The organism is Streptomyces sp. STAM6 (assembly GCF_054963715.1).
Genome location: NZ_JBUEFZ010000011.1, coordinates 157,623 through 175,512 on the forward strand (window position 1 = coordinate 157,623; position 17,890 = coordinate 175,512).

Annotated in this window: 20 protein-coding genes; 5 read left to right on the forward strand and 15 right to left on the reverse strand. The window is 72.7% G+C overall.

Features of this window, described 5'->3' with window-relative positions:
- Positions 1-737 precede the first annotated feature (737 nt).
- Entirely contained in the window at positions 738-1,784 is a 1,047-nt protein-coding gene (locus ACY34K_RS16305) for a phosphatidylinositol-specific phospholipase C domain-containing protein (protein ID WP_462747491.1), read from the forward strand.
- Between the two features lie 7 nt (positions 1,785-1,791).
- Here ACY34K_RS16305 and ACY34K_RS16310 read toward each other — a convergent pair whose 3' ends face one another.
- The 10 genes from ACY34K_RS16310 to ACY34K_RS16355 all read right to left on the reverse strand — a co-directional run bounded on the left by ACY34K_RS16310 (position 1,792) and on the right by ACY34K_RS16355 (position 11,599).
- Positions 1,792-2,700, reverse strand: a complete 909-nt coding sequence (locus tag ACY34K_RS16310; protein WP_462747493.1) for a DUF6397 family protein — start codon at positions 2,698-2,700, stop codon at positions 1,792-1,794.
- Positions 2,701-2,821: 121 nt separating this feature from the next.
- On the reverse strand, positions 2,822-3,235 hold the full coding sequence (locus ACY34K_RS16315; RefSeq protein WP_462747495.1) for a roadblock/LC7 domain-containing protein: 414 nt from the start codon (positions 3,233-3,235) through the stop codon (positions 2,822-2,824).
- A gap of 111 nt (positions 3,236-3,346) precedes the next feature.
- Positions 3,347-3,994, reverse strand: a complete 648-nt coding sequence (locus tag ACY34K_RS16320) for an NADPH-dependent F420 reductase (RefSeq protein WP_462747497.1) — start codon at positions 3,992-3,994, stop codon at positions 3,347-3,349.
- 120 nt (positions 3,995-4,114) lie between these two features.
- Positions 4,115-4,732 (reverse strand): GTP-binding protein, encoded by a 618-nt coding sequence (locus ACY34K_RS16325; protein WP_462747499.1) that lies wholly within the window; start codon positions 4,730-4,732, stop codon positions 4,115-4,117.
- Between the two features lie 246 nt (positions 4,733-4,978).
- On the reverse strand, positions 4,979-5,995 hold the full coding sequence (locus ACY34K_RS16330) for an MASE1 domain-containing protein (protein WP_462747501.1): 1,017 nt from the start codon (positions 5,993-5,995) through the stop codon (positions 4,979-4,981).
- Entirely contained in the window at positions 5,992-6,822 is an 831-nt protein-coding gene (locus ACY34K_RS16335) for a PP2C family protein-serine/threonine phosphatase (RefSeq protein WP_462747504.1), read from the reverse strand. The genes ACY34K_RS16330 and ACY34K_RS16335 overlap by 4 nt, the downstream gene beginning before the upstream one ends.
- Before the next feature lie 188 nt (positions 6,823-7,010).
- On the reverse strand, positions 7,011-7,424 hold the full coding sequence (locus ACY34K_RS16340) for a DUF742 domain-containing protein (protein WP_462747506.1): 414 nt from the start codon (positions 7,422-7,424) through the stop codon (positions 7,011-7,013).
- Positions 7,425-7,438: 14 nt separating this feature from the next.
- Entirely contained in the window at positions 7,439-7,876 is a 438-nt protein-coding gene (locus ACY34K_RS16345; RefSeq protein WP_462747508.1) for a roadblock/LC7 domain-containing protein, read from the reverse strand.
- Complete coding sequence (locus tag ACY34K_RS16350) at positions 7,873-10,656, reverse strand: sensor histidine kinase (RefSeq protein WP_462747511.1); 2,784 nt, start codon at positions 10,654-10,656, stop codon at positions 7,873-7,875. The genes ACY34K_RS16345 and ACY34K_RS16350 overlap by 4 nt, the downstream gene beginning before the upstream one ends.
- Positions 10,657-10,822: 166 nt before the next feature.
- Positions 10,823-11,599: an MHYT domain-containing protein gene (locus ACY34K_RS16355; protein ID WP_462747513.1), complete on the reverse strand. Its 777-nt coding sequence runs from the start codon at positions 11,597-11,599 to the stop codon at positions 10,823-10,825.
- 176 nt (positions 11,600-11,775) lie between these two features.
- On the opposite strand from ACY34K_RS16355, the gene ACY34K_RS16360 reads away from it, so the two are divergent.
- Positions 11,776-12,378 (forward strand): class I SAM-dependent methyltransferase, encoded by a 603-nt coding sequence (locus ACY34K_RS16360; RefSeq protein WP_462747515.1) that lies wholly within the window; start codon positions 11,776-11,778, stop codon positions 12,376-12,378.
- Positions 12,379-12,510: 132 nt separating this feature from the next.
- On the opposite strand, the gene ACY34K_RS16365 is transcribed toward ACY34K_RS16360, so the two are convergent.
- Positions 12,511-13,266: an alpha/beta fold hydrolase gene (locus tag ACY34K_RS16365; RefSeq protein ID WP_462747517.1), complete on the reverse strand. Its 756-nt coding sequence runs from the start codon at positions 13,264-13,266 to the stop codon at positions 12,511-12,513.
- Between the two features lie 104 nt (positions 13,267-13,370).
- Between ACY34K_RS16365 and ACY34K_RS16370 the strand changes: the two genes are divergently transcribed.
- The 3 genes from ACY34K_RS16370 to ACY34K_RS16380 all read left to right on the forward strand — a co-directional run bounded on the left by ACY34K_RS16370 (position 13,371) and on the right by ACY34K_RS16380 (position 15,339).
- Positions 13,371-13,901 (forward strand): PadR family transcriptional regulator, encoded by a 531-nt coding sequence (locus ACY34K_RS16370; RefSeq protein ID WP_462747519.1) that lies wholly within the window; start codon positions 13,371-13,373, stop codon positions 13,899-13,901.
- A gap of 108 nt (positions 13,902-14,009) precedes the next feature.
- A complete protein-coding gene (locus ACY34K_RS16375; RefSeq protein ID WP_462747520.1) occupies positions 14,010-14,312 on the forward strand; it encodes a hypothetical protein in 303 nt (100 codons plus the stop codon).
- A gap of 130 nt (positions 14,313-14,442) precedes the next feature.
- Positions 14,443-15,339, forward strand: a complete 897-nt coding sequence (locus ACY34K_RS16380; protein WP_462747522.1) for a hypothetical protein — start codon at positions 14,443-14,445, stop codon at positions 15,337-15,339.
- Between the two features lie 192 nt (positions 15,340-15,531).
- Here ACY34K_RS16380 and ACY34K_RS16385 read toward each other — a convergent pair whose 3' ends face one another.
- From ACY34K_RS16385 to ACY34K_RS16400, 4 genes are all read right to left on the reverse strand, one after another.
- Complete coding sequence (locus ACY34K_RS16385; protein WP_462747524.1) at positions 15,532-15,726, reverse strand: hypothetical protein; 195 nt, start codon at positions 15,724-15,726, stop codon at positions 15,532-15,534.
- 110 nt (positions 15,727-15,836) lie between these two features.
- The gene (locus ACY34K_RS16390) at positions 15,837-16,379 is read right to left on the reverse strand and encodes an MOSC domain-containing protein (RefSeq protein WP_462747572.1); all 543 of its coding nucleotides are present in this window, start codon (positions 16,377-16,379) and stop codon (positions 15,837-15,839) included.
- A gap of 85 nt (positions 16,380-16,464) precedes the next feature.
- Positions 16,465-16,647 carry a hypothetical protein gene (locus tag ACY34K_RS16395; RefSeq protein WP_462747527.1) on the reverse strand — a complete coding sequence of 61 codons (183 nt, stop codon included), beginning with the start codon at positions 16,645-16,647 and terminating at the stop codon, positions 16,465-16,467.
- Between the two features lie 121 nt (positions 16,648-16,768).
- Positions 16,769-17,863 carry a fatty acid desaturase family protein gene (locus tag ACY34K_RS16400; RefSeq protein ID WP_462747529.1) on the reverse strand — a complete coding sequence of 365 codons (1,095 nt, stop codon included), beginning with the start codon at positions 17,861-17,863 and terminating at the stop codon, positions 16,769-16,771.
- Positions 17,864-17,890 lie beyond the last annotated feature (27 nt).

Here is a 17,890-nt window from a genome sequence, read left to right on the forward strand (position 1 = left end):
CGGGGAGGAATCCGGGCATACGAGAATTCGGTTGCTGCGAGAGAATTTCGCGCTGGTGCGGGATGCACGGCTCGTGCGGGAGAACCTGACGGGGCTGCGCCGGGGCGCGACGCCGGCCGAGAAGCCGAAGGCGAACCGGCGGAGCGGACGTACGGGTCGCGTCTGTAGGGAGCGTTCCATTCAGAACGGATCGTGTCCACACACCCGCAGAGATTTGACCGAAGCGGAGCGGCCCCCGCGGGCCCGAAGAACTGTCCCCCCGGGTGGCCTTCGCCCGTGCGGACCTCCCTCGGCAGGACATCGGCGGGGACGACGACCCGGCGGACGCCGACGCCACGTCGATCCACCGTGGCGATCTCGCGAGGAGCACCGTCCCATCGGCGAGATCCAGCGGGTGCGGCAGGAGGTGTGGCGCTCGTCCATCGACCGGCACCGCGTCAATCGACTACAGCGACGCGAACCGGCCGGCACCGCGAAACTGCTCGACCGAGCAGCCTCAACCGCCCCCTTGCCGTCGGGTGAACCGCCCCGGAAGACCGCGCCATGGCCGGCGTTCCCGTGGTTGCGCCCGTCGTGCCACGCCGGCCGTTATGAAGTGGCGGCAGCGGAACGCGCCCCGGCGCCCGCACCGCCGAGCGGGGGCCGCGGCGAACGTCCGGACCCGGGTCTCCCTCCTTTCACCCAACCCCCTTACGCTTCGGTCGACTTGTAGTCGGACCAACACGAGGCAGGGGTTCATGAGGAAGTTCTCGCGCACCGCGGTGACGGCCGTCGCGGCCGGAGCGCTCACTCTCGGGGTCGCGCCGGCCGGGGCGCAGACCGCCGATCCGGGGCAGTCGGCGTACTCGGCCACGACCGGCGTCGGGGTGCACAACGCCTACGAGAAGGCCAAGTACCCGTACTTCGCGGACGCGCTGGACTCCGGTGCCGGGATGCTCGAGATCGATGTGTGGACCAATGTGTTCGGCAGGTCGTGGCGTGTTTCGCACAACAACCCCCTGGGTAACAACAACAATTGCGTCAACGCGGCCCATGCGGGCGAACTGCGCGCCAAGTCCCGGAACCAGGACCTGGGCGGCTGTCTCGCCGACATGCGGGCCTGGCACGACGCCCACCCGGGGCACCGGCCGATCCTGCTGAAGGTGGAGATGAAGGACGGATTCCAGGCCAGAAACGGCCGCGGACCCGCCGCGCTGGACGCACTGCTGACGGCGAAGCTGGGCGACGCCCTGTTCCGGCCGGCCGATCTGGCCGCCGGCAGCCCGGACCTCGACACCGCCGTGCGGGCCAACGGCTGGCCCGCCCGTTCCGCCATGGCCGGGAAGTTCATCGTGGAGCTGATACCCGGCACGGTGGAGGAGGGCAATCCCGCGGACTCGCTCTGGACCGACCGCGAGTACGCCCAGCATCTGCGGGACCTGGCCGCGGCGGGCCGGCTCCGTGAAGCCGCCGCGTTCCCCGCCGTGCACGGTGCCCGCACGGGTGACCCCCGGGCCAGGTACGCGGACGCGGGACTGCGGCCGTGGTTCGTCGTCTTCGACGGCGACGCCTCCGCGTACGCGGGCGGCTCGATCGACACCGCCTGGTACGACCGGCACCACTACCTGGTCGTGATGACGGACGCGCACAACGTGGCACCCGCCATCGACGGCACCAACCCCACCGAGGCTCAGGCCCGAGGCCGTCTGGATCTGCTGGCCGGCCGGCACGCGAGCATCGTGTCCGCCGACTGGTACCCGCTGCCCGGCGTGCTGTCGTCGGTCGTGGCACGCGGCTCCGAATAGCGGCCCGTCACTGCCGCCGGGGCGCCGCTCCGCGTCGGCGCCTCAGCCCGAGCCGAGTGAGCAGCCCGGCCCGGGCGGGGCGGGGCCGGGCCGGCGGCGGCCGGTGGTGGGAATGGTCGGGGCGCGGAGCGGGGCGGACCGCCCGCGCCTCGTCCAGGGCCAGCGCGAGGCTGAGCCGGTGCCAGAGGATCTCGTCCGGGTCGTCCGCCAGCAGGAGCCTGTCGGTGATGTCGCGGACGGCGGGGGACTCCGAGCGGCTCTCGTACGGCCGCTCCGGGCGGAGGCGGTCGAGGTGAGCGCGCTCGTACGGGTCGTCCACCACCTCGGCCAGCTGGAGCGGGTCGAGGAGGGACGCGATGGCCGCCGCCCCCGCCCAGGGGTCGTCGGTCTGGCGCAGCAGCAGTCCGAGCCGGCGGGCGCGCCAGTTGCGCGGGCGGGCGTCCTCGCCCGCCCGGAGTGCGGCGCGGGCCGCGCGGGGCAGTCTGCCGGTGAGGAGTTGCGGATGCCGCGCGGCGAACTCGCGCACGTCGCCCGCCAGATAGAGCCAGACGACCGCGCGGTAGCGGTTGAGGTAGAACCTCACCGGGCTGAAGTGGCCCGTCCTGGCCAGCTTGGTGAAGCGGTCGACGGTGATCGAGGCAAGGTCGGCCGCCTCCGCCTGACCGATGGCGCGGACCCGCTCGCGCAGGCCGTCCGGGAAGTCCGGCGCGGCGCGGAGCCGGTCGATCTCCTCCTGGGGGACGCGGCGTCGTGCCGCGCCGCCCACGCCGCCCGGTCCCGGCGTTCCGCTCGCCGCGTGAACGGTGCGCACATGGCCCAGCTGCACCGCCAGGTCGAATTCGCTTCGCTTCAGTGCCAGTTCTTCCGCCGCGCGCCCGAAGGCAACGGTGCGTGCGGCGCCTGCCTTGACCGTCATGCCGGCCCTCCCCCGTGAGTCGTTCTCACTCTCGGTGACGAAGGTAGCCCGGAGGACGCTCCTTCCGCCCGGCCTGTGGAAAACTCCGCGACCGGGCGGAAGCCGGCGGGTCGGAAGGGTGTCAGCGATCGGTGAAGGAGATGCCGCCCGGCTGCCGGGCGGCGACCTTGAGGTGCTCGCCCACCCGGTTCACCAGGAGTGTCATCTCGTAGGCCACCTGTCCGACGTCTGCCTCCGCCTCGCTCAGGACGCACAAGCAGCTGCCCTCGCCCGCGGCGGTGACGAAGAGCATCGCGTCGTCGAACTCGATCATCGTCTGACGTGCGTTGCCGACCCGGAAGTGCCGTCCGGAGCCCCTGGCGAGACTGTGCAGTCCCGAGGAGACGGCGGCGAGGTGCTCGGCGTCCTCACGGGCGAGTCCGGTGCTCGCGCCGGTCACCAGACCGTCATTGGACAGTACGAGTGCGTGCCGTATCGGCTCGACCCGCTTGGTCAGGTCGTCCAGCAGCCAGTCGAGTTCCTTGTCCAGCGCCATCGATCGGTCCTTCCCCGTTGCGTGCTTTCCCCGTTACCCCGTGTACCGCTGTCGCGTAAGCCTCGCGCACGGACGTGGACAGGGCAAGCACTCCTCAGGACGCGTGCGCCGTCACGCCGGCAGGGAACGCGGCTTCACCACCTGCACGTTGAACACGTGGGTGCCGAGGCCACCCGCGACGCCCATGAAGAGCAGCGCGAAGTGCTCCTGCCCGCGGGAGGTGGCGATACCGCCCAGGTCCAGCTGCGACGACTCCGGCCAGCCGAGGTCGGTGAGCAGCCGTCCGGCGGTCCGCTTGGCCTCCGGGTCGTCACCCGACAGGAAGACGGTGCTGGCCCCTTCCAGTCCGGCCGGGTCGATCATCACCGCGCAGTCCATGGTGCAGAGGGTCTTTACGACGGCCGTCTGCGGGAACGCCTCCTGGATCCGTTCCCCGAGGCTGCTGTTGGGGTGGGCGAGATCCCACTCCTCGGTCATGCCGACACCGACGTCGACGAGGACCTTCCCCGCCAGCGCCGGTGCGCCGATCGTGCTCAGCACGTCGACGGACACCGTGCCGGGAGTGGCGTTGACGAGCACCTCGGCGTGTCCGGCCGCCTCGCTCAGGCCGACGACACCGGCCGCTTCACCAATGCCCGGGTCCAGGGCCTTCCTCCGCTCGGGGTCGCGTGAGCCGAGGACGACATCGTGTCCCGCGGCGGTCCAGCCCTTGGCCAGGGCGCGGGCGACATTTCCGGTTCCGAGAATTCCTATACGCATGGGGTCGACGCTAAGGGCGCGCCCATGGACCGCGGATCGTCCCGGAGACCCGGGCGGGGTGCGACGCAGGGCGTAGTCCCGAGGTCGCAGCCCGTCCGGGTCTCCGGTCCTGTGGCCGGGTCAGGAGACCGAGTCGAGGAGCCGGGCGGTGTGCATGCGCCCCGCGTACTCGACGAGGCGGATGAGTACCTCCTTGCCGGAGTCGCGGTCGCGGGCGTCGCACAGGACCACGGGTGTGCCGCGGTCCAGGTCGAGGGCCCGGGACACGTCGTGCGCTCCGTACGCGCGGGCCCCGGCGAAGCAGTTGACCGCGACGACGAAGGGGATCCGCCGGTGCTCGAAGTAGTCGACGGCGGGGAAACAGTCCTCCAGGCGGCGGGTGTCGGCGAGGACGACGGCTCCCAGGGCTCCCTGGGACAACTCGTCCCACAGGAACCAGAAGCGGTCCTGTCCCGGTGTGCCGAAGAGGTAGAGGGACAGGCCCGACCGGATGGTGATGCGGCCGAAGTCCATGGCGACGGTCGTGGTGGTCTTCCGGTCCACTCCCCCGGTGTCGTCGACCGACTGTCCCGCCTCGCTGAGCTGTTCCTCCGTACGCAGGGGACGGATCTCACTGACCGCGCCCACCAGGGTCGTCTTGCCGACACCGAAGCCGCCGGCGACCAGGATCTTCAGGGCCAGTGCGGCGGTCTCCCCGCCACCGCTCTCGCCGGTCGTGTCAGAGCGCTCGGAAGCCATCGATCACTTCTCTCGGACGTAGGCGGCAAACGGGCAGAACGGTCGACCGGAGCACAACTGTTCTGCCGCGAAGCCAGCAGTATGGCAACGGCGGCCTCCGCCCGGGGGCCACGAACGCTCTTTGCCCGATGCGGCTGTTCTGCGACCGTTACGTGTCCATATGGATGCGCATTCAGTTGCTCGGAGGCGCGCAGTGGACCGGAGGACCATGCGCCGGACCGCTCGGCGCGCGGTTCGATCCGGCTTTCACTCCTCGCGCTCCCGCTCGTGCGTGGGCCGCCACTCCTCGATGTTCTCGCCCCGGGCGAGCCGGGCCACCGCCTGGGCGAGTTGGCCGCACGCATAGGTGATCTGTTCGTGGGTGCGGTTGCGTTCCGTGACGATCGCCGACAGCAGGAGGGCCGTCATGGCCGTCGCGCCGTTGAACGCTTGAAGCGTGAACATCTGGGCGAACAGTCCATGGCCCTGGAAGGGGCCCGAGTCGTTCGCCGCCGCGTGGATCGCGACGGTTGAAACGATCAGTGCGCAGGGAGCGGCGCAGGTGAGCTGGAAGCGGAACGCCGCCCAGATCAGGAAAGGGAAGACCAGGAACAGCAGGTTGACGCTGCTCGTGGTGACCACGATCGTGACCGCCGTCGTGCCGCCGAGCAGCAGCGCGGCCTCGACCCATCGATACATGCGCACACCGTGCGGCCGGTGGATCGTCCGCAGGACGAGCAGGACCGGTGTGACCACGAGGACGCCCATGGCGTCCCCGGTCCACCACACCGACCAGGTGGACCAGAAGTCGCCCACCGGGACCGCGTCGGCGAGCACGAGGGCACCCGTGCCCACCGTGGCACTGACGACCATGCCGACGAGGGCACCGAGGAAGACCAGCACCAGGGCGTCCCTCATACGGTCCATTTCGGTACGGAATCCGGTGCGCCGCAGCAGCAGCCAGGCGACGACGGGGGCGAGTGTGTTCCCGGCGGTGATGGCGACGACCGCGGGTGCCGTGGGTCCGATCGGCGCGTTGACCAGCAGAGCGCCGATGGCGATGCCCGGCCAGGCACGCGGGCCGAACCAGAGCAGACAGGCGAGCGCGATGCCGGTGGGCGGCCAGAGGGGGGTCACCTGCTCGCGGACGATTTCCTGGAGCAGCCCCAGTTCGGCCGACCCGTAGTAGGCGCCGGCGATGAGGGCCGCACGGGCGCCCTCGGGCGCGTAGCGCTTCAGACGCTCACGCAACGCCGGGCCGGCCCGCGCGGCGGGGCGTGTCACGCCGGTTCCGGTCTGCCGTCGTGCCGGAGCACGACCACGGCGGCGTCGTCGTTGTGGCCGGTCATGTCGGCGACCTTGATGACACTGGACGCCAGCAGCTCCGCGTCGGCGTCGAAGCCCATGCGCACCAGCTTGGCCACCGCCGCGAGGCCTTCCTCGATCGGGAAGTGCGGCCCTTCGACCACCCCGTCCGTGAGCAGGACGAAGGCGCCGGGAGCGGTCAGCACCCGGCGTGTGACCGGGTACTCCTGTCCCGGGAACATGCCGAGGGGCAGGCCGCCGGCGTCGAGCACGACGTCCGAGCGGCCGTCGGCCGTGGCCCAGACCGCCGGGATGTGGCCGGCGCGGGCGTCGGCGAGCTCGTGGGAGACCGGGTCGAAGCGGAGGAACGAGCAGGTCACGAAGAGGCCGCAGCTCATCGACACCAGCAGTTCATTGACCCGGGTCAGTACACCGCCGGGATCGGTAGTGATCCCGGCGATCGCGCGCAGACCACTGCGCACCTGTCCCACGAAGGCCGCCGCCTCCGCGTCGTGGCCCTGTACGTCGCCGATGGCCACGCCGACGGTGCCGTCGGACATCACGAACGCGTCGTACCAGTCGCCGCCGATCTCCAGGCCGCGCCGCGCGGGCACGTACCGGGCCGCCGTCCGCAGCCCCACCACCTCGGGCAGCTCCGCCGGAAGCACATGGCGCTGCAGCGCCATCGCCAGCTCCACGCGGGCTTCCTGCAGCTTGATGCCCTCGAGCACCTCACCCGTGAGCCGGACGAGGGTGTGCAGCAAATCCTCGGCGTCTGCCGGCGGTGGAACGTGGAGTCGGCTCATCGGGCACGCTCCAGGAAAACTGGCATGGCCCAGGGGGTCTGAGACAAACGTTACGCCCCCGGGCGCACGGCGTCCCGCCAGGGCGTGTTTCGAAAGTGGCGTCGTCCGCCCTGCGGGCGGGGCCGGCGGCGTCGGTGCGAGCGAGCGTGCCAGACGCCCCCGGCCGGACGGGACTTCCGAAACGCGCCCTAGAGCGCCCTGAGGCCGTCGATCACCTCCCGCAGGATCCGCTCGTCCGGCAGCTGGGCGGGCGGCACCGGTCTGCTCACCCGCACGTGGCCGGCCTCGAGGAGATCCCCGAGGAGGACGCGGACGACGCCGACGGGCAGGTCCGCGTCGGCCGCCAGCTCGGCGACCGACTGGATCTCCGCGCGACAGAGGGCCAGGATGGCCCGGTGCTCGGGTCCGAGGAACGTTTCATCGGCGGCTCCGGGCGAGTGGTCGTCGACGACCACGAGGGCGATGAGGTCGAACCGTACGTCGCTGGGGCCGGGTTTGGTGCGGCCCCCGGTCATGGCGTACGGGCGGACGAGGGGCCCGGCCTCCGCGTCGTACCAGTGGCTCCCCGGCACGTGCGGGCCGTTCCCGCTGTCCTCGGTCATGGTGTGGTCTCCGGTCAGCCGGCGGACGGCGGCGTGGTGGTGACGCGTGGCGGTGTCCGCAGGTGCTCGCCGACACGTTTGACCAGGCGCGCCATCTCGTAGGCGATGAGGCCGATGTCGGCGGTCACCTCGCTGAGGAGGGCCAGACAGGAGCCGTCCCCGGCGGCGGCGACGAACAGGAACCCGGCGTCCATCTCGACCATGGTCTGGCGCACCCCGCCGGCCCGGAAGTGGCGGCCCGCGCCCTTGGCCAGGCTGTGGAAGCCGGAGGCGACGGCGGCGAGGTGCTCGGCGTCCTCGCGCGTCAGGGCGCTGGAGGCGCCGACGGCCAGGCCGTCGTTGGAGAGTACGACCGCGTGGCGCACCTCGCGTACGCGCAGGACGAGGTCGTCCAGCAGCCAGTCGAGATCCCCCGTGGGCCGGTGGGGGGCGATCCTCTCGTGCTCGATCATGCGTGGTCTCCTTCGCTGCTGGTTGCGGTGGTGCCGGGCCGGCCGAGCGCCGGGCCGCGTGTGCCGGGGGCGGGACCGCCGCCCCGGGCCCAGCCGTCGCGGTAGGCCGTCATGCGGTCCCTGACCTGTTCCGGGTTTCGGTCGGCGGGGTGATCGGCAGCCGGTTCCGGACCGGGCTGGTGCGGAGGTGACCCGCGCAGCTGGGGAGCCAGGCTGGCCTGGCGTACGCGGCGCGGCAACCCGCCGCGGTCCTCCGTCGGTGCGTGACCGTCACCCGGCCCGTGCCCGGCCCCGTGGCCTTGACCCATGCCGTGGCCACCGTCGTGACCGTGGGCACCGCCCTGGCCGTGGGTACCCGCCTGGCCGTGGGTACCGGCGTGGCCGTGGGCTCCGTCGGTCTCCGGGACAGCGCCTCGGGGGTCGGCCGGGCCGGGGGCGCCTCCGGATGTGCCGGGCCCGTAGAGGGGGGCGGCCCGGTCGTACGGTTGCGCGGCGGCAGCGGCCCGGTCCGGCTCCCCTGGGGCGGCTCGCTGGGAACCGCGAAGGCGCAGGGCGGTGACCGCCGCGGGCGGATGGCCTTCCGGCCGGACGGGCTCGTGGCCGGGCTCGGGAGGGATCCGGGCGCCCGGGCCGGTGGCGGCGCGGCTGTGCCCGGTTCCCTCGCCGGTGGCCGCGCTCCCCGAGTCCCCGGCTTCGATCCCGCGCGCCGCGCCCGTGGGGAGGGCGCTCTGGAGCAGTGCGGTGGGCAGCAGGACCACGGCGGTGGTGCCGCCGTAGGGAGAGGTGCGCAGGTGCACCTTGATGTCGTGCCGGGCCGAGAGCCGGCTGACGACGAACAGTCCGAGGCGGTCGCTGTCGAAGAGGTCGAGCGCCTCGGACTGTGCGATCCGCCGGTTGGCCTCGTCGAGGGCTTCCTTGCCCATCCCGAGTCCGCGGTCCTCGATCTCCAGGGCGTATCCGTTGCCGACGGGTTCTCCGCTGACCCGCACCCTGGTGTGTGGCGGGGAGAACTGGGCGGCATTTTCCACAAGTTCCGCCAGGAGGTGGGTGAGGTCGGCGACGGCGGCACCGGACACGGCCGTCTCGGGGAGCCTGCGCACGTCCACGCGCGCGTAGTCCTCGATTTCGGAGACCGCGGCGCGCACGACGTTGGTGAGGGGCACGGGCACGCGCCAGGCCCGGCCGGGGGCGGCACCCGAGAGGATGATGAGGCTTTCGGCGTGCCTGCGCATCCGGGTCGTCAGGTGGTCGAGCCGGAAGAGGTCGCCCAGTTCGTTGGGGTCGTCCGCGCCGCGTTCCATGCCGTCGAGGAGGGCGAGCTGCCGGTGGACGAGAACCTGGCTGCGGCGGGCGAGGTTGACGAACACCCCGGAGATTCCGCGGCTGAGTTCGGCCCGTTCGGCCGCGGCGCCGAGCGCCGCGCGGTGCACGGTGCCGAGTGCCTCGGCGACCTGGGCGATCTCGTCGTGGGCGGGCGGTCCGGGCGGCGCCTCGGCGTGGACGTCGAGCTCCTCTCCGGCGCGCAGGCGCCGCATGGCGTGCGGGAGTTTGCGCCGGGCGAGCTCCAGGGCGGTGTTGCGGAGGCTGCCGAGTTCCACGACGAGGGCCCGGCCGATGCGTACGGAGATGACGAGCGAGGCCGCGACGGCGGCGAGGCCGAGGAGCACGGCGGCTCCGCCCGCGGAGAGGAGGCCGCCGGCGAAGGGGTCGGCCCGGTCCGCTGCGCTGCGTCGGGCATCGGCCTCCAGGGCCGTCCAGGCACTCTGGACGGGGGTGTGGGCCTCCTCCCAGGCGGCCGCCGGTACGGCGGTGGCGGCCCGGCCGCCCGCGGGTGCGGTGACGATCCGGTCCTCGGCCGCCGTGAGTTGCCGGTGGGCGCTCTGGGCGATGAGCCGCCGCCAGGCTTCGCGTTCCGGCCCGCGCAGATCGGCGGTGGCGGATTCGGTGAGGGCGCGCCGGGTCGCGACGGTGCCGTGGAACGTCCGCAGTCGCTGTGCCGTGAAGTCCTCGGTGAGCTGGGCGGTGGTGACGAGGGCGTCCTCGCGGGAGAGCATTTCGCCGGCCCGGGCGAATTCCAGAACCACGCGCGCGTCGGAGCCGGGCCCGCTGTCCTGGATGCCCGTGAGGGCGCCGGTCACGGCGAAGCCGGCGGAGACGGCCTCGGTGTAGCGCTTGTAGACGGTGTTCCAGTCGGCCTTCCGGTCCACGATCAAGGCGCGCAGGGCGTCGAGTTGCCGGGCACGGTCGACGAAGACCCGGATTCTGTCGGCCACGTGAGGCGGCATACCGCCCGTGTCGGCGACGGTGTGGGAGGCGCCGAGGCGCAGCGGGGCGACGGCCGCGTCGGTGCCGCGGGCCTGCCGCTGGAGTTCGGCGGCGTGCCCGGCGCCGGGCCGCGCGACCTGGCGTACGGCGGCGTGGCGTTCGGCCTGGAGGGCGGCGACGGCGGCGGTCACCGGGTCGCGTATCAGTTCGTCGGCCCTCCGCAGTTCGCGCAGCCGCGCCACGTCCTGCGCGGTGGTGACCGTGGCGAAGCCCCACAGGGCGAGCAGGGAGACGACGGGCACCATCAGCAGGGAGACGATCCTGGCGCGTACGGTTCTCGGCCGAAGGCTCCACCCCCGCCGGGCCCGTGACGTGCTCGGTCCCGGTCCGGGTGCCCTGTCGCGGGGCAACTCGTCGGCGGCCGGCGGACCGGCGTGCGCGCGCCGGCCGCGGGCCGCCGTGGTGGTCGGCGGCGGGGCGTCGGCTCCGCCATGGGGTGTACGGGCAGTGGGCATGGCCTCCTCGTTCCGGATACGGGGGACGGGTGGGCGCGCGGACGGGTGAGCGCGGGGACGGGTGGGCCCGGCCGAGGGGGGACCGGCCGAGGGAATGGGACTGACCGAGGAGACGGCCGCGCGGCGACGTGACGGAGCGCCGCAGGTGATGGGTGACCCTGCCGGTTCAGTGGCTCGCGGCCGGTTCGGTGAGCCGCTCGGCCGACGCGTAGGCGGCACGCTCGCGGGCCGTCGGGGAGAGGGCGACGAAGGCCGAGGTGATGAAGAGGTAGGACCCGAGGCCGACGGCGAGGGGGAAGATGAACTGCATCGCCGTGGCCCCGGGGAGTTCGGTGCGGGCCGGGGCGACGTCGACCGCGACGGCGAGCATTCCCGTGTAGTGCATGCTGCTGACGGCGGCCCCCATCACCAGGGAGGCGACTGCGACCGCGACGGGTGACCTGATGTTGAGGGCCGCCCACAGGGCGGCGGTCGCCGCGACGACGGCTGTGGCGACGGAGAGCGCCACGAGCAGCGGGTCGTACCGCACGGTGCCGTGCAGCCGCAGGGCGGCCATGCCGAGGTAGTGCATGCTCGCCACGCCGACGCCGGTGGTGAGGCCGCCGAGCAGGAGCGCCCGGAGGCGGTCGCGGCCGTACCCGACGGCGAAGACACCGCCGCCGACGACGAGCACGGCGACCAGCAGGCTCAGGAGGGTCAGCGGTACGTCGTACCGGATGTCCGTACCGGTCACGGCGAAGCCGAGCATGGCGACGAAGTGCATGGTCCAGATGCCGGTTCCGATGGCGGAGGCGGCGGTGAGCAGCCAGTTGCGGCGGGAACGACCGGCCGCGTCCAGTGCCCGAACGGTGCAGCGCAGCCCGAGGGCGGCGCCGATGCAGGCCATCGCGTACGACAGCACGGGGGTCAGCCAGCCCAAGGCGGCATGGTCCAGGTGTCCCATGGCCCCGGGACGCTAGACCCGCGGGGGGCGCGCGTGAGGGGCGCGTTCGAAAGCTGATGGAATATGACAGAGAGATGATGCTGGACGATCGTGCAGCGCTCGAACATGTGCACCGGATCAATCGCCGGAGGGGAAGCCCCGCGGCAGGTGCCGGTGGGATGCGCGATCATGTCCCCATGGCCGATGACCGCGCAGCTGTGCAGGAATTCTTCGCCGCCCGGGCGGCGGACTGGGACACGCGCTTTCCCGACGACGGGCCGGCGTACACGGCGGCCGTCGCCGAACTCGGGCTGCGCCCGGGTGACACGGTGCTGGACGCGGGCTGCGGCACCGGACGCGCCCTGCCTCCCCTGCGGGAGGCCGTCGGGTCCGGGGGCACTGTCATCGGCGCCGATCTGACCCCCGCGATGCTGGTGCAGGCGGTCCGCGCGGGCCGTGACGGCAGCGGCTCGCTGCTCCTCGCCGATGTGGAGTGCCTGCCGCTGCGTGACGGCGTGCTGGACGCGGTGTTCGGGGCCGGGCTCGTCTCCCACCTACCGCATCCGGCCGAGGGACTGCGGGAGCTGGCCCGGGCGGTGCGGCCGGGGGGACGGCTGGCCCTGTTCCATCCGGTCGGCCGGGCCGCCCTGGCCGCACGCCACGGGCGGCAGCTCACGGAGGACGACCTGCGCGCCGAGCCGAACCTGCGTCCGCTGCTCGCCGGATCGGGGTGGCGCCTGATCTCGTACGTGGACGAGGACGCCCGCTTCCTGGCGATCGCCGAGCGGGACGAGGATTAGGGCGCCTCTGGATCAGGCCGGGCTCCGGCCCGCCTGATCCCCCGTCCCCCGCCCTCCGTGCCCCGGTCCCCCGTCCTCCGGTCCCCCGTCCCCCGGCCGGGGCACGGGGGAGGCGGCCGCGGCGGTCGTGTGTCACTGCTCGCGCGCCAGGGCCCCTACGAACGCCGGGGCGTTGTCGAACATGACGTTGTGCCCGGCTTCCGGAACGGTGACGACCCGCACGCCCGAGGCCTCGAGTTCGCTCCTGCCGACCAGGTCCCCGCTGCGCTCGCCCTGCAGATACACCCGGTCCGCGCGCGCATGGAGCAGCATGTGACGCATCGTCGGGCGGGTCCCGCGCACGAGGCCGGTGGCGCTGCGGTGCAGCGCGAGCGGGTCGGCGAGCCGCATCGTCGCCGCCCACAGCGGCCCGACGCGCTCCAGCACGCGCGCCATGCCGCCGTGCAGGAACTCCTCCTCGGTATAGCGGACGATTCCGCTGCTGCCCGCGGTCGCGGGTGGGTTCGGGTCGAGATTGCCCTCGGTGATCACCAGGCGGGCCACCAGGTCGGGGCGGCGGTGCGCGAGGACGATGGCGACCGCGCCGCCCATGCTGTGCCCCACGATCTCCGCCCCGGTCGCCCCCGCGGCGTCGAGCGCGGCCGCAAGCGCGTCCGCGTGGTCCTCCAGCGTGTACCCGAAGTCGGCGGGGCGATCGCTGATCCCATGGCCCGGCAGGTCGACGAAGAGCGAGCGACAGCGGGCCAGTCCGGCATGGGCAGCGACATGGGCGTGGTAGACGGAGCTGATGGCGCCGAGCCCGTGCACGTACACCCGCGCCGGCCCGTCCCCGGCCGTCTCCGTCCAGCGGATCATGCTGCCGTTTCCGTCGAATCGCGTCTGTCGCACGCCCTCTCCCCCTTCTGCCGCGCCCCTCGAACGAACCGCGTCGGTACATCGGTCACGTTATACTACGTAACCGATGTACACCAGGAGTGGGGCACAATGGGGCCATGCTGGAACTCGCCATCCTCGGCTTCCTGTACGACGCGCCTCTGCACGGCTACGAGCTGCGCAAACGGATCACGGCTCTGACCGGGCACGTGCGGCCGGTGGCGGAGAGCACGCTGTACCCGGCGATCAAGCGCCTGGAGAAGGCAGGTCTGCTGACCCGGGAGACCAGGCCGGGGCAGGCGGCCGCCCCGCGGCACGTCCTGAGCCTGACCGACGGAGGACGGCATGAGCTGCGGCGACGGCTCGCCGAGCCGGAGCGGGGGGACATCACCGACGAGAACCGGTGGTTCACGGTGCTCGCGTTCCTGCGACACCTGGACGACCGGGCCGCCCAGGCCGCGGTCCTGCGCCGGCGGCTCGCCTTCCTGGAGGAACCGGCCAGCTTCTTCTACGAGGGCGACCGGCCGCTGCGCGCCGAGGAGTTGGACGACCCCTTCCGCCGGGGCGTCCTGACCGTCGCCCGTGCCACCAGCCGGGCGGAGCTGGAGTGGCTGGCGGCGACTCTGCGCGAGCTCGAACCGGACGTCTGAGCCGACCGTCCGCCACTGCCCTCTTCTGCCGGTGCCCGTCCGACCTTAGCTTGGGAGTGCCGACGCGGAAGATCGGCGGTGGCACCGCACAGGGGGAAGGTGGGCGTGGTGTTCGACAGACTCCGCACGTACGTCAAGTCCCGTGTCCCGGACCGGCGCAAGGCGGTCACGGCACGGCGTCCCGGCCAGGCACGGGGGCACAACATCTTCGAGGCCGCGGCGACCTATGTGGCCGCGTGCGCCGAGGAGGACCAGGAGGGGATCGACGAGGCCGCGAGCTGGGTGTCGCCCGAGGCGCTGTCCTTCGGAGTCAACGAACTGGCCTGCCGCGCGGTCATCGCGCTCGCCCGTGAGCGGGACGAGTCACCGCAGACCGTGGCGCGCAGCCTGCTCGGCCTGCCCGCCGTGTGACGCCACCGGCCCGGTGGCCGACGAACACCGACGGCCTCCCCGGCAGGGCCCGGCTTTTCGTGGACCGGCTCTCGACGTCAGGGTTACCGGCTGGTTAGGGTGCGCCGACGACGAACGGACGGAGGCTGCCGTGGCCGGAACGGACAAGGTCGGCACCGCCGACGGCACGCAGGAGCGGGAGGAGGCCGACGACGCGCTGTACGTGCTGACCGCCGTGTTGCTGACCCCCGCCCAGTTCCCCAGCGTGCTGGGCGACGACTACCCCGAGGCGTGCGCGGCGCTCGGTCTGGAGCCGTACGCCGAGGGGTACGGGCTCGTGATCGGCCAGGACGGGAACGGCGCCCGCTGGACGGTCGTGGTGGACGACGTGTCGCTGGTCGCCGTCGCGATCGCCTCGTGGGACTGCGGGATGGAGTACGACCTGTCCCCCGACGAGCGCAGTGTCGTCGTCGCCCTGCCCGGCTGGCCGCTCGCCGTCGCGGTGGCGGCGCCGGGCCTGCCCGCCCCGCACGACCCGGAGACGGAGTCCGGCGACCGGCCGCCGCTCACACCACCGGACACGGAGGAGTGGGGCCCGGCCCAGCGCCGGCTGGGCGCGGACGAAATAGCGCTGCAGTGGGCGGTGTGGCGCGAGCAGCTCGGCGACGACGCCTTCGCCCCTTCCCCGCCGGAGGGCACGGGCGACGACGAAGCCGCGGACCCGGACGGCGCGGGCGGGGAGGACGACGGGGCGACGGCCGGTGGTGCCGGGGCCGAGGGGCATGCCGGGGTCCGGCGCGCCCTCGCGGAACTGCGGGCCTACCTGGACGAACCACCGCCGCCCGGCCGGGTGCGGTCGAGCTTCGCACCCGGCGAAGCACGGACCCTGAGGGCGGACGGGCCTGGCTGGTCCCTGGTGGCGCGGACGGACGACGTCGCGTTCCTGCTGCTGGACGACGAGCCGGGTGAGGTGCTGCCCGTCGGGCGCGGCGCCCGGCTGCCGGCTCTGCTGACGGCATTGGACGCCATGGCCGTACGGCCGTCCTGACCACCCGGCGGGGGACCACCCGGCGCGAAGACCGCCCGACGTGGAGGCCGCCCGACGCGGGGAAGACACGCGCTGCCCCGCTGCGCGCGTCTTCCCCGCTGCGCGCGCTGCCCCGCTGCGCGCGCTGCCCCGCTGCGCGCGGTGCCCGGCTTCGCCTGAGGAGCCCGGCGGCCGGATCGCCGAGCGGACCGCTCAGGCGGTCGGCTCCTCGGGCGAGGCGTCCTCGGCCAAGGTGTCCTGCTCGGGCGTGTCGTCGGGAACCGCGTCGGCCGCCTCGGAGAGGTCGGCGTCCCAGTGGTCGGAACCTTCCCCCGCCTGCTCGTCGGGCAGGTCCCTGGGGACGGCCTCGTCCGGTTCGTCCGGTGCTTCGTGACGCTTGTCGTCCATGATCTCTCCCTCCGGCGCCGGAGCGGGTACCCGGCCCGGCCGGTCTCATGCCCCTGCGCGCGCGGGGGCATGCCCTCGTCGCGCGGGCGGGCGACCGGGGAGCGAGACCCTCAGACGCGCTCCAGCGGTCGGTGGGGCCCGTCCGGCAGCTCGACCTTGATCGTGTCGCCGGGCCGGACGACCCCTCCGGTGCGCACGATGCTCATGATCCCGGCCTTCCGTACGATCTCGCCCGCCTCGTTCCGGCCCACGACCTGCTTGAGCAGACCGTCCTGGAAACCGTCGATCTGGAGACAGGGATTGCGCAGACCGGTGACCTCGACGACGGCCTCCGGGCCCAGGTGCAGAAGGGTGCCAGTGGGCAGTCCCAGCAGGTCGATCCCCCGCGTGGTGACGTTCTCACCGAGGTCGCCGGGGGCGACCGTGAAGCCGGTCTCGGCCACCTCGTCGAACAGTTCCTGATGGATGAGGTGCACCTGGCGCAGGTTCGGCGCGGTCGGGTCCTGGGCGACACGCGACCGGTGCTTCACGGTCACGCCCGCGTGCACGTCACCTTCCACGCCGAGCCCGGCCAGCAGGGTGATGCTTGCCCGGTTCGGCTTGGTGAACGAGTACTCGCCGTTGCTGCTGACCGTCGTGACCGTCCCGCCCATCGCGCGGAGCCCCCTCTTCCATCCGAAGATCACACCTTGATGATCACACCTTGATGATCAACTGGAGACTACCCCGCCGACCCGGTCAGCGGCGGAGCTCCTTGCGACTGACATGGCGCAGCCTGCGGCGCTGCGCGGGGTCCAGGGCCAGATAGGCCACGGCGGGGACACCGAGCACCACCAGCAGGGACAGCCAGAATCCGATCAGCGGCATCAGGAGGAGGCCCACGGCCACTCCCCCGACAACGATCTTCGTCCTCGTCGACATTTCCGACGCCTCCTTAAGGGCCCTCGGCCGCTTCCTGCCCTGAGAACGCACGGTCACACCGTCCGGTTCCACCCGCGGTGCCGCCGTACCGCATCCCCACGGCGTGCCGCCCGGCCGGCCGTCATGCGGCGCCGGTCCCCGGCCGGGCGGGGCGGAGGGGTTCGCCGACGGCGTGCAGATGACCGAGCGCCTGCCGGTAGGACTCGACCGCCCCGGTTTCCGTGTACGGGATGCCCAGGCCGTGGCAGTGGGCCCGCACGGCGGGCTGGGCGAGGCGCAGATGCGGCCGGGGCATGCTGGGGAAGAGGTGGTGCTCGATCTGGTAGTTGAGGCCGCCGAGGAACCAGTCGGTGACCAGGCCGCCGCGGATGTTGCGGGAGGTCAGCACCTGCCGGCGCAGATGGCCCCAGGGTTCGCCGTCCGGGTCGGGCATGGCCATGCCCTTGTGGTTGGGGGCGAAGGCCATGCCGAGGTGGAGGCCGAGCAGCATCTGGTGGAGCAGCGCGAAGACGACCGCCCGGCCCGGGGACATGGTGGTGAACAGCAGCGTGAGGTAGCCGGTCGCGTGGGCCAGGAGCAGGCCGCCTTCGACGGCGCGCTCGCGCCGGGTGCCGTACGGCCCCTTCGCGGCGAAGAGCGCCTGGATCCCGTAGACCTTGAGGGCGAGCCCTTCGAGGGTGGTCAGCGGGAAGAACAGCCAGGCCTGGTGGCGGGTCAGCCAGCCGCTGAAGCCGGTCCGGCCCGCCGCCTGGTGCGGGGCGAAGACGAGGACGTCGGCGGCGACGTCGGGATCCTTGTCGAGGTGATTGGGGTTGGCGTGGTGCCGGTTGTGCTTGTCGTTCCACCACTCCCTGCTCATGCCGAGCAGCACGTTGGCGTGGACGAGCTGAAGGAGGCGATTGGTGCGCCGGCCGGCGCTGATCTGTCCGTGCCCGGCGTCGTGTCCGGTGAAGGCCGCCCGCGCGGAGAACAGTGCCAGGGGCACGGCGAGCAGGAGGGCCCACCAGGAGTGTCCGTACAGCACCAGGCCGGCGGAGATTCCTGTCAGGGCGAGCAGATTGACGGTGATGTCCGTCGCGTACCATCCGGCGCGCCGGTTCAGGAGCTTCTGTTCCTTCACCGTCCGCAGGAGCGGGGTGAATTCACTGCCGGGGCGGCGTTTCCCGGGCGCGGGGCCCGATGCGGGTGCATCGAGGAGGGTGGTGGCCTGGGGCATGGCGGTCTCCGGTTCTGTTGGTCCGTA

Coding starts and splice junctions, on each gene's coding strand:
- ACY34K_RS16305 (WP_462747491.1), top strand. CDS start 738: ATGAGGAAGTTCTCGCGCACCGCGGTGACGGCCGTCGCGGCCGGAGCG.
- ACY34K_RS16310 (WP_462747493.1), bottom strand. CDS start 2,700: ATGACGGTCAAGGCAGGCGCCGCACGCACCGTTGCCTTCGGGCGCGCG.
- ACY34K_RS16315 (WP_462747495.1), bottom strand. CDS start 3,235: ATGGCGCTGGACAAGGAACTCGACTGGCTGCTGGACGACCTGACCAAG.
- ACY34K_RS16320 (WP_462747497.1), bottom strand. CDS start 3,994: ATGCGTATAGGAATTCTCGGAACCGGAAATGTCGCCCGCGCCCTGGCC.
- ACY34K_RS16325 (WP_462747499.1), bottom strand. CDS start 4,732: ATGGCTTCCGAGCGCTCTGACACGACCGGCGAGAGCGGTGGCGGGGAG.
- ACY34K_RS16335 (WP_462747504.1), bottom strand. CDS start 6,822: ATGAGCCGACTCCACGTTCCACCGCCGGCAGACGCCGAGGATTTGCTG.
- ACY34K_RS16340 (WP_462747506.1), bottom strand. CDS start 7,424: ATGACCGAGGACAGCGGGAACGGCCCGCACGTGCCGGGGAGCCACTGG.
- ACY34K_RS16345 (WP_462747508.1), bottom strand. CDS start 7,876: ATGATCGAGCACGAGAGGATCGCCCCCCACCGGCCCACGGGGGATCTC.
- ACY34K_RS16350 (WP_462747511.1), bottom strand. CDS start 10,656: ATGCCCACTGCCCGTACACCCCATGGCGGAGCCGACGCCCCGCCGCCG.
- ACY34K_RS16355 (WP_462747513.1), bottom strand. CDS start 11,599: ATGGGACACCTGGACCATGCCGCCTTGGGCTGGCTGACCCCCGTGCTG.
- ACY34K_RS16360 (WP_462747515.1), top strand. CDS start 11,776: ATGGCCGATGACCGCGCAGCTGTGCAGGAATTCTTCGCCGCCCGGGCG.
- ACY34K_RS16370 (WP_462747519.1), top strand. CDS start 13,371: ATGCTGGAACTCGCCATCCTCGGCTTCCTGTACGACGCGCCTCTGCAC.
- ACY34K_RS16385 (WP_462747524.1), bottom strand. CDS start 15,726: ATGGACGACAAGCGTCACGAAGCACCGGACGAACCGGACGAGGCCGTC.
- ACY34K_RS16390 (WP_462747572.1), bottom strand. CDS start 16,379: ATGGGCGGGACGGTCACGACGGTCAGCAGCAACGGCGAGTACTCGTTC.
- ACY34K_RS16395 (WP_462747527.1), bottom strand. CDS start 16,647: ATGTCGACGAGGACGAAGATCGTTGTCGGGGGAGTGGCCGTGGGCCTC.
- ACY34K_RS16400 (WP_462747529.1), bottom strand. CDS start 17,863: ATGCCCCAGGCCACCACCCTCCTCGATGCACCCGCATCGGGCCCCGCG.